General features: G+C 68.1%; 9 protein-coding genes and 3 pseudogenes. 6 read left to right on the top strand and 6 right to left on the bottom strand.

All coding sequences use genetic code 11. The features are described from left to right. Positions 1-288: 288 nt before the first annotated feature. The 4 genes and pseudogenes from ACY34K_RS32305 to ACY34K_RS32290 form a co-directional block, all read right to left on the bottom strand. On the bottom strand, positions 289-1,341 hold the full coding sequence (locus ACY34K_RS32305; protein ID WP_462753536.1) for an alcohol dehydrogenase catalytic domain-containing protein: 1,053 nt from the start codon (positions 1,339-1,341) through the stop codon (positions 289-291). A 25-nt stretch (positions 1,342-1,366) separates the two neighbouring features. Then, positions 1,367-2,374, bottom strand: coding sequence for an NADP-dependent oxidoreductase (locus tag ACY34K_RS32300; RefSeq protein WP_462753534.1), 1,008 nt, complete (start codon positions 2,372-2,374; stop codon positions 1,367-1,369). Between the two features lie 431 nt (positions 2,375-2,805). Then, positions 2,806-3,708 carry a hypothetical protein gene (locus ACY34K_RS32295; protein ID WP_462753532.1) on the bottom strand — a complete coding sequence of 301 codons (903 nt, stop codon included), beginning with the start codon at positions 3,706-3,708 and terminating at the stop codon, positions 2,806-2,808. Positions 3,709-3,904: 196 nt separating this feature from the next. After that, positions 3,905-4,087: pseudogene (locus tag ACY34K_RS32290) on the bottom strand (hypothetical protein); the annotation flags it as partial. Between ACY34K_RS32290 and ACY34K_RS32285 the strand changes: the two are divergent. Continuing rightward, a pseudogene (locus tag ACY34K_RS32285) lies at positions 4,058-4,579 on the top strand (pyridoxal-phosphate dependent enzyme); the annotation flags it as partial. The pseudogenes ACY34K_RS32290 and ACY34K_RS32285 sit on opposite strands and share 30 nt — an antisense overlap. A gap of 658 nt (positions 4,580-5,237) precedes the next feature. Here ACY34K_RS32285 and ACY34K_RS32280 read toward each other — a convergent pair. Continuing rightward, positions 5,238-6,038 carry a serine hydrolase gene (locus ACY34K_RS32280; RefSeq protein ID WP_462753530.1) on the bottom strand — a complete coding sequence of 267 codons (801 nt, stop codon included), beginning with the start codon at positions 6,036-6,038 and terminating at the stop codon, positions 5,238-5,240. Positions 6,039-8,131: 2,093 nt separating this feature from the next. Between ACY34K_RS32280 and ACY34K_RS32275 the strand changes: the two genes are divergently transcribed. The 5 genes from ACY34K_RS32275 to ACY34K_RS32255 all read left to right on the top strand — a co-directional run bounded on the left by ACY34K_RS32275 (position 8,132) and on the right by ACY34K_RS32255 (position 13,250). Next, positions 8,132-9,388 carry a protein-glutamine gamma-glutamyltransferase gene (locus ACY34K_RS32275; RefSeq protein WP_462753528.1) on the top strand — a complete coding sequence of 419 codons (1,257 nt, stop codon included), beginning with the start codon at positions 8,132-8,134 and terminating at the stop codon, positions 9,386-9,388. Between the two features lie 335 nt (positions 9,389-9,723). Further along, positions 9,724-9,993, top strand: coding sequence for a transposase family protein (locus ACY34K_RS32270; RefSeq protein ID WP_462753526.1), 270 nt, complete (start codon positions 9,724-9,726; stop codon positions 9,991-9,993). 451 nt (positions 9,994-10,444) lie between these two features. Further along, positions 10,445-11,281, top strand: a complete 837-nt coding sequence (locus ACY34K_RS32265) for an SMI1/KNR4 family protein (RefSeq protein ID WP_462753524.1) — start codon at positions 10,445-10,447, stop codon at positions 11,279-11,281. 802 nt (positions 11,282-12,083) lie between these two features. After that, positions 12,084-12,215, top strand: coding sequence for a hypothetical protein (locus tag ACY34K_RS32260; protein ID WP_462753522.1), 132 nt, complete (start codon positions 12,084-12,086; stop codon positions 12,213-12,215). Between the two features lie 144 nt (positions 12,216-12,359). After that, the gene (locus ACY34K_RS32255; protein WP_462753520.1) at positions 12,360-13,250 is read left to right on the top strand and encodes a TIR domain-containing protein; all 891 of its coding nucleotides are present in this window, start codon (positions 12,360-12,362) and stop codon (positions 13,248-13,250) included. Positions 13,251-13,452: 202 nt separating this feature from the next. Here ACY34K_RS32255 and ACY34K_RS32250 read toward each other — a convergent pair. Beyond that, positions 13,453-13,542: pseudogene (locus ACY34K_RS32250) on the bottom strand (Tn3 family transposase); the annotation flags it as partial. Positions 13,543-13,838 lie beyond the last annotated feature (296 nt).

Genomic DNA, 13,838 nt, shown 5'->3' with positions numbered 1-13,838 from the left:
TCGGCCAGAAGGAAGAGGAAGCAGACCGGAGCCCGTCCTACTCCTGCTCGGGACCGGCCATCTCGCCCAAGAGTCCAGGAGCGACCAGGCGTTCCGCGGAACATGGGCGTTCACGATGCCGCGTGTTTCGATCAGACAACTGGCGGGGCCGGCACGTGCGACCCCGCCCCGTAGCCCGGTGCTGCGGTTCGGCCACGGTGACGGGATCGTACGGTCGCGGCCGCCCATGGGCCGCACCGCCAGAAAGTGCCCTGTATGAGAGGGAGCCTTGCCTTCGTACCAGCAGGGTCAGCGGGCGGGGTCGAGAAGGATCTTACGGACGCCCTTGGAGCGGCCCGCGAACAATTCGTACGCCGCCGGGCCTTCGGAGAGGGGGAAGCGGTGGGAGAGGACCACCTCCGGCTTGATCCGGCCGGCACGGGTGAGGGCGATCAGGGGTGGGAGTTCGTAGTGCACCGAGCACAGCCCGATGGCGAACTCCAGCTCCTTGATCTGCGCCAGTCCCATGTGGAAGGGGAACGCCTTGCTCTGGCTGACCCCGATGACACTCACCCGGCCGGCCTGTCGAACGGCCTTCAGGGCGAGCTCGATGGTGGTGTCCGAGCCCACGGCCTCCACCACGGCGTCCGGCCCGCGTCCGCCGGTCATCTCCCGTACGGCGGCCTTCGTGTCCTCGCCCTCGACCGGCTCGACACCCAGGGTGGCGGCGAAGGCACGTCGCTCGGCGACCAGATCCGCACCCAGCACCCGTGCGGCGCCCATGGCGAAGGCGGACTGGGCGGCCATGAGACCGACCGGGCCGAGGCCGATGACGAGCACGGTCTCGCCGGGCTGGATGCGGGCGCGGCGGCAGCCGTACCAAGCCGTCGGGGCGTTGTCCGTCAGGACGACGGCTGCCTCGTCCGAGATGTCCTCGGGCACGTGCACCAGATTGACGTCGGCGTAAGGCACGGCCAGGGCCTGTGCCTGGCTGCCCGGCAATTGCGGGCTCACTCCGTAGCAGAGCTCCATGCTGGACTTCGCGCGCTCGCAGCGGGCGGTGAACCCGGCCGCGCACGACCGGCACAGGCCGCAGCCGACCGAGGCGGGCACGAGAACCCGGTCGCCGGGCTTGAAGCCGGTGACCCGGTCGCCGGTGTCGACCACCACGCCGACGCACTCGTGTCCCGGTGTGTAGCCCAGTTCCGGGCTGAACGGGTTGCCGCGGTAGATGTGCAGGTCGCTGCCGCAGATGCCGGCCGCGGTCACCTGCACCACCGCGTCAGTGGCCCTGGTGACGGCCGGGTCGGGGACATTGCCGTAGCGGATGTCGTGACGGCCGTGGTAGGTCAGTGCTTTCACCGGTCTCTCCCTCCCCTCCGCCCGGTCAGTCCGCGATCTTCAGCACGAGCTTGCCGTGGTTCTCACCACGGAAGAGCCGCATCAGGGTTTCGGGGAACGCCGCCACTCCGCCCGGCACCACGTCCTCCAGAGACTTCAGCCGCCCCTGCGCCCGCCACGTGGCCAGTTGCGCGACGCCCTCGGTGTACCGGTCGGCGTAGTCGAACACCACCATTCCTGTCATGGAGGCGCGGTTCACCAGCAGTGACAGGTAGTTGCCGGGGCCTTGCGGCTTGGTGCTGTTGTACTGGGAGATCGCGCCGCAGACGACGATGCGGGCACCGCGTGCAAGCCGCAGCAGCACGGCGTCCAGAACATCCCCGCCGACGTTGTCGAAGTACACGTCCACGCCGTGGGGGGCGTGCTCGCCCAGCGCCGCGCGGACGTCCTCCTTCTGGTAGTCGATCGCGGCGTCGAACCCGAACTCGTCGACCACCAGCCGGCACTTGGACTCGCCGCCGGCGATGCCGATGACGCGGCAGCCCAGGATCTTGGCGATCTGACCGACGACGCTGCCGACCGCCCCCGCCGCTCCGGAGACGACGACCGTCTGACCGGGCTCGGGACGCCCGATGTCGATCAAGCCGAAGTAGGCCGTCAGCCCAGACATGCCGAGAGCGCCGAGGTACGTCGGCAAAGGAGCGGCCGCCGGATCGACCTTGGTCACGTCGCGGCCGTCCGACACGCAGTACTCCTGCACGCCGAACGATCCCGACACGTGGTCGCCGACCGCGAACCCGGGGTGCCGCGAGGCGATCACCCGTCCCACCGCGCCGGCGCGCATGACCTCCCCGATCTCCACGGGGCGGATGTAGGACCTGCCCGCGTTCATCCAGCCGCGCATCGCCGGGTCTATCGAGAGGCAGAGCACCTGCACCAAGAACTCGCCGTCACCCGGCTCTCCGGTCGGCTCCTCGACGTGCTCCCAGTCGGTGGGGCGCGGTTCTCCCACGGGACGTGCGGCCAGGCGTACCTGGTGGTTGGTGCTGCTCATCCTCGGCGGCTCCTTCGACGGTCGCGTGGGATCGGCGGCAGGCGCAGCCACGCAGGCCGCGGTCGCCGCGTATCGACGTGCTTGCACGACATACCATCCAGTCGGTATGTGCTGCGAGCGTACGATGCCGTCACGTCGGAGGCAAGGGCCGCCTCGTGACCTCCTTGCCGCCGGTCACGGCGCCCTCGATGCCCGATTCGAGACGTGGCCGCCCGAAGCCCCCCGGGAGCGACGCGCTTCCAGTGACCACTGCACTCCGGCGTCCGGATCACTAGCTACTGCCGGCGCCTGCTGCGGGTCTTCTACATGTCCGCCGGGTGGATGCCGAGGAGATCGCTGCGACGTGGGTGCTCTGGACTGTCGTGGAAGGCCGACGCATGTACATGACGCCGGACGCCTGAGCCGAGGACCGGCGGGCCTTTCGGCAGTGGTCAGTGCTCCGGCAGCTTCCATGAAGCGAACCAGTGGGGGAACGGTCCCGCGGAGGGCGGGAAGGAGAACGGCGGGGTGCGGTCGGTGAGCAGGCGCAGCACGAACTCGCCGGTACTGCAGTCGAAGCGCTGCCACTCACCGTCCAGGTACTGCACCAGGACCGGCCAGTCGTCGGGATCGGCCGGTCCGGTCAGCCAGTGGAAGGTCAGCTCCTGCTCGGAGGTCCCCCATATGAGCACCCCGCCAGGCGCGGGGTGGACCGGGTACGGCCGGTAAAGGTCGGCGTACCGCGCCATGTCCCGGCCCCAGGAGACCAGATCCGTGCCCAGCGCACCCGGCACCAGCAGGTCCAGGTACTCGTCGAAGCTGCCCGCGCCGAAGGCGTCGACGATGTCCTTGTAGTCACCGGGCAGCGCGGTGCCCAGCGCCGCTTCCGTCGCGGCCCAGTCGACGTCGTGCCGATCGGGCTCCGTCCACCCGGTGACCTCCCGCAGCAACTCCACCCACCCGACACCGGGCGGGCGGGTGAACGCGCGCCGGGCGAGGACCGCGACAAGGCGCGGGCCGTCGGCGGTGGCCGTTACTCCGTATCCGAACCAGTGCTCGGCCAGCACCCACCCGCGCAGCTCCAGCAGCCCGCCCTTCCCGCCGACGGGGAGCCCGCCGACCCCGCCCACCGGCGGACCGTCGGGCACCCCCGCCGCCGCACCCCCGACGACCCAGGCACGCACGGGCAGACGCGGCCCGTCGACCACGTCCGCGGCGACGCGCTCCAACTCGGCCAGATCCTCCGCGTCACCGGGCACACAGACATGCCCCGCCCCATGAGTGGGCAGCGAGCAGTGCAGTTCGGGCGCGCGCCAGGCGTCGTTCAGACGGGCGCGCAGTGCGGAAGCGTCCATGCGGCCAAGTGAACAGCACGGCACTGACAACGCGAGTCAGTCGCCCGGGAGCAGCCGGAGCGGGGTGCCTGCGAGAAAGGCGGTGATGATCCCCTACAACAACCCTTCCGGCGTAGAAGCGGGATCAGCCCCCGGGTGCGGGGAGCACTGGATGATCAATCCAAGGGGTGCCTGCGGAGGGCGCGGGGGTGGGCGGTCAGGGCGCGGGGCCGACTTCGGGGTGCGTGAACCGCACGGGCTTGCCCAGCGACCGGGCGTAGGCGATTTCGGCTCGGGTGCTGTCTCCGATGTAGTCGCCGACTACGAGCACTTCATCAGCGAGCCGGATCTTCGCTCGGTGCAGATCGTCGAGTCGAACCTTCAGCTCCCCGGCCTCGACACCGTGGTGGTCGCAGTCGGCGGTGGTGGCCTGTTCGCCGGCGTCACCACCGCGGCCCACTATCACGGCATCCGCACCGTCGCGGTGGAGCCCGAAAACTGTCGCGCCCTGAACGCCGCGCTCGCAGCCGGACACCCGGTCGACGTCCCCGTCGACTCGATCGCCGCTGACTCCCTCGGCGCCCGCCGCACATCCGCCACGGCCCTCGCCGCCGCCCAGCAGGCTCGCGTCCACTCGGTACTGGTGCCGGACCACGAGATCACTCGGGCCCGCCAAGCGCTGTGGGACCACCGGCGCGTCGCAGTCGAGCACAGCGCTGCCACCGCCCTGGCAGCCCTGACCAGCACGGACCCTCATGTGCTCGACCGCGACCTGCCGGCCCGCCCCGTCACGGCCACCCGCCGCCACCGCCCCGGCAACGGAGAGAACGTGTGCGTGGTGCTCTGCGGCGCGCACTCTGACCTGTCCACGCTCACCCCGACCAAGCACTGATCGGACGCGAGCCCAGTGGCCCTGCGACGGCCCAACCCTGAGGGTACCGACGGCCTGCCGCAGCCACTGAGCGTGAGTCCGACCGCGAGCCCGAGCACGACCCAATGCTTCGTGGAAACGGCCGAGTCAGTTCGTCGCTCCCCCCTCGGTTGCCGTGATCCGGCCAGTGGAAGCGTCCATGAAGTCGGTGTGTGTGCCCGTTACAGCCTCCTTCATCGTGTCGTCAGCCGCGTCGGGCCCTGATCCACGAACCAGCACGGCTTCTGCGGGATGTCAGCGAGCGGCGGCTGCGTCCGACTCCGGGGGAGGGGGCAGGCATCTCGGTGTCCTTTGGGTCCGGCCCTGGGGAAGCCCTGAGCACCGCCGTCCCTGCGCTTCGACGAGATGGTCCCACGGCTCCAAGCGAGATGAGCAGGGCCGGTGTGCTGCGCTTGCTCATCTCGGAGAGCGCGTCGACGGCCAGGAATGGCCCCATGAGAGAACCTGTACGCATGCTCCTCGGATGGGGCTGAGTGTTCCCTGAATGGCCCAGGGCTCAGCACTGCCGCATTCGAGCGACATGTGGTTCCAGGAGCAGCCCTTACCCGTCAAAGAGCATCCCGGACGAGGCACGTGGCAGGGCAGGGTTGCAACAGCGTCCCGCGCCGCGCCGGACCGCTCACTGCGGCCACGGACGGGCGTGCGCGCTGGCCGCCCCAATCGCCGCTCTCGCCGCCCGCTCGACCAGCGCGATCCCGCTCTTCATCGACGCGTTGCCGCCGCTGAGGACTGAAACCAGATAGCGGCGCCCGTGCACCGCGACAAGGCCGACGCTGTTGATGACCCACAGGTCGGTCGTGCTCCGCTGCAGCCAGCCGTTCTTGAGGGCCCACTGGGAGCCGGGGGAGCCGGCCGCTGATACCCCCCAGGCCTGGTCCTTCGCGATTCGCCCCATCAGGTCCCGGATGTAGGCGCGGGACGCTTGGCCCAGACCCTCGGGCGAGTGGGCGGCGGAGGCCACCGGCTCTCGGGCAAAGACCGCCCGCAACAGCTTGACCTGGTCCGTCGCGGTCGTCTGGCTGAGGCCCCAACGTATCCCGGGGCCGGCCTGTGTCGAGGAGAGGCCCAGTCGCTCGTTCGCCGCGTCGAGGCCCTCTGCCTTGCCGATCGCCCGCCACAAAACGGCCGCGGCGTCATTGTCGCTCGTCCGGATCATCGCCTCGGCTTGGCGTCGCTCCGCGGGTGTGAGCTCACGGTTCTCGTCCTGTGCCTTCAGGAGCAATGCCACGAGGATGCCCACCTTGATGATGCTCGCTGTGTCGAATGTCGCGTCCGGCCCGTACGACGCGATCTCCTGGTCGGCGCTGTCCAGGTCGAGCACCGCCACCGCCAGCCGCGTGTCGCCGCCCGCCAGGACCGGTCTGAGCGTCCGCGTGAGAGTCGCGCCCAAGCTCTCGCGCACCGCCATGGCCAGCCGCATGTTGCTCTCCCGCCTCACTGGCCCGAGCGCCCGCGTGACAGTCGCGTCCGCGTTGTCCCGCGTCGGCACCGGCCACGGAGCCGACGCACCCGCTCGCGCCAGGGGCGCGTATGCCTCGCGGGGCGTGCCGGTGGCGGAACAGGCGACGAGCGACGCCGCGACTGCGGTGGCGGCATAGATCCTCAGCGTGCACGCGCGGAGGTGGAGCGTCGTGTGCGTACGGTTCTGTCCGTCGGGCATGGCGGGGCAGGCCTCGGCATTTCTGGGGAGAGACGGCGAATGATCGGAAATTAGAACAATTCAGGTTCGGACATGAAGATTGACACCTATTCAGGCGTGTCGTCCCCAGGTGAGGTCAGCCCACCAGATGCCGCGGACCGCCTCCGTCCTCCATCCGGGGTGGATCGCCGACACTTCCCCTGGCGGACAAGTCGGCTGGACGGGAACATCAGCGCCCAAGAGGTCCGGTCCAGCTCGGTCCCCCGGTGGAATGCCTCCTTTCTCGTGGCGGCTTAGGACGTCGACATACCGGCCACCCACCGGGCCCACCTTCAAGAGACTGGCCCCCCAGCCTCGCTGCTTGTGCACGCCCGGCCCACCATCTGCATCCGCGACCAGCAAACGTCGGCGGTTTGAAGGACCTCAACGTCTTGCCGGGCAACTCCCATGTGGACTCTGCTAGCTCACCGATCACCGTCCCGCCACCCGTGTCAGCCGTCGACGCTAACTCCTCGCCGTCGGCCGTCATCGCAGCGCGGAGGGGCGGGGCTTGCACCTCCGCGACGGAATCACCTGTCCACAGAAGCCTTCGTTGGCTGGGCTTTGCCTGGGCGCTGGACGAGCCGTGTCGCCCAGCGGCGCTGCCCTGTTGGGTGCGGCGCTTTGGGGTCCGGATCCGGAGTCTTTGCCGATGGAGCCAGCCATGCGGCCAGGCTGGATGCGAATTCGGCCACCAGTCAGCCGGCCCAGCGGCCCGAGAGAAAGGTGACGGCGAGGACGGTCGACCCAGGTGCGACGAGACAGAGGTACACGGTCTTCAACCGTGACTTTCCACGTTCAACGCTGCAACGGCCGGTGCGGACAACGGCCGCGGGAAGTCGGCCCTGTGGGAGTCGACCGACGCGAAAACCCGACGTGTTCTTCGGGGGCCTCCGACGGGAGCGATCGGCTGGGGCGAGGCGGCCACATCGGGCGCCTGCCTCGCCTGGGGGCGGCCAGGGCCCTGCAGCAGCTCTCAGCAGGTGCTCGGACCGCTACCGCGCACGCCCCGCGCGAAGAGGGCTTTACCAGCCGTTTTGCACAGGACGACGGCGTACGACATCGCCGGGCAGGGCAGCGAATCTGCCGAAGCCCGGCGGGGAGAGTGGCGAAGATCTTGCGGTCCTGCCAGCAGGCAGCGGCGCGGCCGGTTGGGACTGCGCAGCGTGGCGACGGCAGCTTGCACGTCCGGAGCGCCTCCGTGGCACGCCATGTTCCGTGCTGGCCGACAGCGCCGTAACGGACCGCCCCGCCAGGTGCTCGAGACCACCGGCAGTGAGCCCGCTCGAGGACCGTACAGCAGGCGTCAGAGGACACTGCCACTGCCTGCACCGGTGCCGGTAGGCCCGGACGCCTGGCCGAATACTGCTCACGAACGAAGTGGCCGAATCTGAAGCCGCAGTGTTGTCGGGCAATCGGCATCAGGAAAAGATCGCTTCTCGCGCAACTGACCTTTCCCCCCGGGAGCCGCATGCGACTAGCCAATTCCCCGTTTCAAGCGGAAGGAAGCACCAGGCCGGCCCAACTCCGGGCGCATGCACGCCAATTCGATACAGTCGGCTCGGCCTGAACGGGCCGCAGGCCCTTATCGCTGCAGTCTCGTGGTCCAGGTGCGGTGTGGCCGTTCGCCCGGGGCCGGCGTGGGCCACCCTGCCGTTGCTGTCTCGCCCGTACTGATCCTTGTGGTTCTTGGCCTCGCTTCCTGTTGCTTCCTGTCGCTTCCGAGGCGTCGAGGCGCGAGTGGGCGCCGTGGATCAATTCACCTCTTCCTTCTCGGCCGTGTCGGCATCTCGTGTCCCCGCATGTCAATTTCTCATCACAGAGGAGTTTGAATTTTGAAGTACAAACGTTCAGGTTTTCTCGCCCTCACCACAGTGAGCGTCGTGCTGTGCACCGCCGGTCTCACGCCGTCGGTCAGCCACGCAGCCGGCGTCACCCCCGGCGAGAAGGGGTCCTACGCCGAGAAGCACGGCCTGACGGCGGATGACATCAGGAGCATCAACGCACTGAACGAGAAGGCTCTGAGTCTGGGTCAGCCGGGCAAGCCCTCCACAGGGTTGCTGCCTCGTGCCACGGAGTCCCCCAGGGCCGCCGCAGCGGCCGGCGGCCGGGTGACGCCGGCCGCGGAGCCACTCGACCGCATGCCCGACCCATACCGGGCTCAGGGAGACAGAGCCACCACCGGCATCAGCAACTACATACGCAAGTGGCAGCAGGCCTACAGCCATCGCGACGGCAAGAAGCAGCAGATGACCGAGCAGCAGCGGGAGCAGCTGTCCTACGGCTGCGTCGGCGTCACCTGGGTCAATGCAGGCCCTTACCCGACGAACAAGCTGGCCTTCGCGTCCTTCGACGAGAACAAGTACAAGAACGCTCTGGGGAACACCAGCCCCCGCCCCGGTGAGACGCGAGCCGAGTTCGAAGGGCGCATCGCCAAGCAGAGCTTCGACGAGACCAAGGGCTTCAACAGGGCTCGTGATGTGGCAGCCGTCATGAACAAGGCTCTGGAAAACACGCACACCGAGGACGCCTACCTGAACAACCTCAAGGCAGAGCTCACGAAGAACAACGACGCTCTGGCCAACGAAGACAGCCGCTCAAACTTCTACTCGGCCCTGAGGAACACTCCGTCCTTCAGGGACAAGAACGGGGGCAACTACGACCCGTCCAAGATGAAGGCCGTCATCTACTCGAAGCATTTCTGGAGCGGACAGGACCCCTGGAGCCCCGCTGACAAGAGAAAGTACGGCGACCCGGACGCTTTCCGCCCCAACCCGAGCACGGGCCTCGTCGACATGTCGACGGACAGGAACACCTCACGCAGCCCCGCCAAGCCCGGCGAAAGCTACGTCAACTTCGACTACGGCTGGTTCGGCGACCAGAAAGAAGCAGACGCCAACAACACCATATGGACCCACGCCAATCACTACCACTCCCCTGAAGGCGGCATGGGACCCATGGAGGTATACGAAAGCAAGTTCCGCAGCTGGTCCGCCGGCTACACCGACTTCGACCGCGGAACCTACATGATCGCCTTCATACCCAAGAACTGGAACACTGCCCCCGCCAAGGTGAAGCAGGGCTGGCCGTAACAATCACAGTTGTGTGTGTCGCGGTCCTGCAAGAGGGCCGCCGGCCTCCGGGCCCGGCCTGACTGTGTCCCCCTGCCCAAGGCATGACCTGGGGGTGGCGTCACCGGGCCCGAGGGGTGCCTCACGAGACGCGGATGAGAGGTCCGACCGCCGCCCATCCTGACGCAGAGCCTGGCCGTTCGCCGGCGGCCGTCGGCGTACACGTGAACGTGGCTCTGGCAAGGTTCTCGCAGCCGGAGATCATCTCGGTGACACGATCGGCTGGGAACCACAGGACGCCCAGCCTGTGACTGTGCTCTGTTGCACTGGCCAGTCTGTTACCGCAGTTGTCTGGTGTGTTGGTGATCTCGGTCGGGTCCGATCCTCTGGTGGCGGTCCGCGCCCGATCGGGATCCGATGAACCCGCGGCATGTGGGGGATGCGCACGGCTCAGCGCGTGGTGCCGCAGCCGCGGCGTGCGGAGCCTCGCCGACGTCACGGTCGCAGGCCGACCTCTCCGCATCGACTGGCCCGTGCGCCGCCTGTACTGCGAAGACACAACCTGCCCGAAGGGCTCATGGCCGGACGCGCCGGTGTCTCCCTGCTCCGCCACCGCGTCGTCCTGATCGCCCCGCTCCGCCGACGCTACGCAGCCCGGGCGACCGTGTCACCGAGATGATCTCCGGCTACGAAAAGCTTGCCAAAGCCACGTTCACGTGTATGCCGACACCACTGGGCCGTGCTCATCCTCGACACCCACTCCGCCGCAGCTTGCCAGCTCGTCGGAGTGTTCCTGGCTCACACTCCGACCATTGCGGGCATCCGCACCCACCCCACAAACCGGGGGGTGACACCCTTCCGGGCCGCCAAGTCGCCCCGGCCATCCGTCACTGGGCACGATCGGACGCCCTTCGGGTCGCCAGTGCGCACCCTCCCGACGCGTGGAGCGACCCCGCAGGCGCCGCTCGCGCCGTCTCGCACCCCGCCGCGCTGCGTGCGCCGCCGATGCCAGGCTCGCTCGTGGAGCTGGGGAGCAGTGCACCGCCGAGGCGCAATGTTCGACTCCCGACCGTCCAGGTGGCCCCGCGCTCGCGGCAGACGGCCACCTTCGCGGCCGGGGCCGCCTCGGTCCGCGCCCTCGCCCGCCGCTGCCGACGCCCGTGCCGCGAGCGGCAGACCGGCGAACAGAGCACCGCCGTCGCCTTCGCCGACGGCATCAGCGGCCCACCGCGCCCGCGGTATGGCCGCGGCCCGCCATCCGGTGCCTCGCCGCTCGTTATCAGCCGTAGCGAGCCTGACCGTATCGAGATCCGGTATGTGAACTTAGCCCCTTCCGCCGAACCAGCCGAGTCTGCGGAGAACGCCGGGGATGAGGATCAGAACCAGTCTGCCGATCCTGCCGCCGCAGCGGTCACCGTACGGGTGGTAGCCGACGCCTGGCAGCGCATCACCGGCTGGCTTCAGCGCAACGCTCCCGACTCTTACGCCGCGCTCCGCCGAGGCGCCGGCCCGGCCGCCATCGCGGCCCTGGAACAGGACCTCAGCGTCGAGGTCCCGGCCAGCTTGCGCACCTTGTGGATGTTGACCGCACGTGACGACGGGGTCGACGGCGCAGGCTGCCTGCCCGGTAACCGGGCCTTGATGTCCCTGGACGCCGCAGCTGCCTTCTACCGGCAGCAAATGGACTCGCAGGCCCACCAGGACTCCCTCAACGCCCGCCGCCCCGAAGCCGACCGGATCACCGTGTGGGAGCCGACCTGGATTCCGGCTGTCACCTTGGGCCCGGCTGACCGCACCTCGGGCCTGTACCTGGATGCCGCGACCGGTCACCCGGGCTACGCCACCTCACCCGGTGAGCCGGGCGGCACTCAACTCGCACGGGTTCGAACTGCGACTGCTCCTCAACGTTTCTGACCACCCCGCACGTGTCCTCGGCGGTGATAGCCGTACCTGCCGTCACCACGTCACCCGGGCAGAACGCGGCTCATGGGATGCGGGCTGCCCGGGCGACACCAGGGGCGCGGGCAGCCGGACCTTCTTGCGTGGGCGCTCGCCGGCCGCTGCATCAGCAGCGCACAGACCTGCACGGCGCGCGCGGCGGTGGCCCCGGACGCAGGGACCGAGGCGTTGCCAGGCACACCGCCCCAGCCGGACGGCGCAGCTGCGCCGTTCGCCTACTCGGCGGAGCTTGTCGCGGTCGCGGCGCGCGAACTGGAGCTCGTGCGACTGAGGAAAAGCGCCTGCCGATGACTGTCCGGCAGATGCTCAGGACCAAGTGTCAAGGCCAAAAGGGGGACAGCTGCAGCAGCTCGCCGAAGCGCTCCTGCAACCGGACCTCGAACCGGTAGGCCGGTCCACTGCCTCGCCCTCAGTGTGGATGCCGTGCCGAGTGCCCGACGCTGCGCTCGCTGTCGCGGTGGATGTTCTCGTTGTCGCCGCCCGGGACCGGCACGGCGACCAAGCCGTATTGCATGCGCTCGCCATACGGGAGCGTGACGTGGACCAGGCCCTACATGTGTTGTAGGTCTACCGCAACCCCGACGGGACTTCCCCCCGGACCTGGACATTGGCGTTGTGCGCCAGGGCCAAGCGGACCTTGGTGGAAGGTGCCGAACCGAACGAGCCACGTGTGGGCTGAGGGGACCGGCCGGCCCGGTCCAGGCCGCACGGCGGCTCGGTGTCTGCAGGGTCAATTGTCGAGTGGCAACGGTACGACATGTCCACCTCTGAGTTCCTCTACCGCGTCCTTGCCGATGCCAGTTTTGAGCCTTTCGGGATCGCGAAGTACGACCTCGGCACGACGTTCGAACCCGGCTGCAACGGCCCCTTCGGCTGCCGGCCGCTCTGACGAGAGTCTGGACGTCCCTGGTTGGCGGGACAACCACCTGCCTGCCTACCCGACCAACTTCGCGTAACGCTGGTCGCCGGGCCCGCAGCGTGCCACGCTGGAGACGTTGCACCCACTGCTCAGCCGACACATAACGAGGGCGGGATGACCGAGATTCTGTACGATGTCGCGATCTCCTTCGCAGGTGAAGACCGACAGTTGGCTGAGGAGCTTGCAACGCGACTTCTGGCCGGCAATTACCGCGTCTTCTACGACGCGTTTTACCAGGCGGATCTGTGGGGGGAGGATCTGGCTCAACGACTGGGATCCGTGTATGGCGAACAATCCCGCTACTGCGTCATCCTGGTCTCGGGGAGCTACGCCAATAAAGTCTGGACTCGGCTGGAATTAAGATCAGCCATTGCGGCAACGCTCTTCTCGGGAGACCGAGACGCCTACATCCTTCCGCTCCGTCTGGATGACACCAATTTGCCCGGGCTGCTTCCTACTGTCGGCTACCTCGACCTCCGCAACATCGATGTGGACCACGTTGCCAAGCTGCTGTTTCAAAAACTTGGCAAACCATCAGAGGCGAGGGCGGCGGAACAAGCCGAGGTGACGGGGGTGGAAGAGGTGCTGTCCCTGTGCTACCGACGGTCCATTTTCACCCGGTATCATGCCCAACTCCATCGACAGTCGATGTTCGAATCGATGAGCGACTGCCGCGTCGCACTTCAGAAGCAGATCATTTTCGTACGCCCGCGTGAGGCCCAGCAACTTGTCGCAGGGATTATCGCCGAACTCGACGTGGTAGAACGGACGGTTCGAGAGGGGTTTACCTGGGACGGCCTTGGTACGGTCGGGATGGTTGACGGTGCAAAACTTCGCATCATCGCAGCCATGCGAGCTCTCGCTGAGATGGTCGATACGCCACTCGAATTTCCGAACTCGCTCACCGAGGAGATGTGGCGGACTCGGCAGGGGGCGGACGAAGCGCCTTCTGGTCCTGAATCATGGCCGGATTCGCTCTATAGGGGCGGCGGGTTCAAGGGTTGAAACAGGCCTACGTGGGGGGCCAGCACGGGCACGGCCGTGGACCAGTCAGCTACTCCACGGACGCGGACCGACGTCCGCGAGGGGCGCTCCGGCTTCGCGGCGGAAAATCAGTGCTCGGCAAGGGGCCCGGCCAAGGTGTCCCCGAAGGGAATGACCGTGAGCGGCCGTCCGCAGCATCGATCCGCCGGTCGCGACGCCGGTACATCTCCGCGCGCCAGAACCGCTGGTCTGCCAGGTCCCGGAAGCGCAGGGAGAAGTTGTAGCCGAGCATGGAGAACAGGCCGAACACCATGCCTCGATGCCACCGGAGTTGATGGTGCAGCGATAGATGAGGATTTCGCTGCCGCCTCAAGTGGTCAGGGCTGTAGGACCGATGGCTGAGGAAGCCCACAGTCCGTAGAAGACCGCGCTGGTGCTTTCCAGGCGCGCCGCACGGCCATGAGGTACACGAGGGCCCCGCTGAGCGGGGTTGCGTTCGCGTAGAGCTTTCCGATCATCTCGGGACGCCGCCGGGCGCACCACCTGCGCGTCCTGTTCTCCGAGACAATTGACTTTCCCGCGCCGACGGGAGAAGACGCCGTGCGCCTC

This window comes from Streptomyces sp. STAM6, from assembly GCF_054963715.1.
The sequence above is the reverse complement of the archived record's forward strand: the minus strand, read 5'-3'. Positions and strand labels throughout refer to the sequence as shown.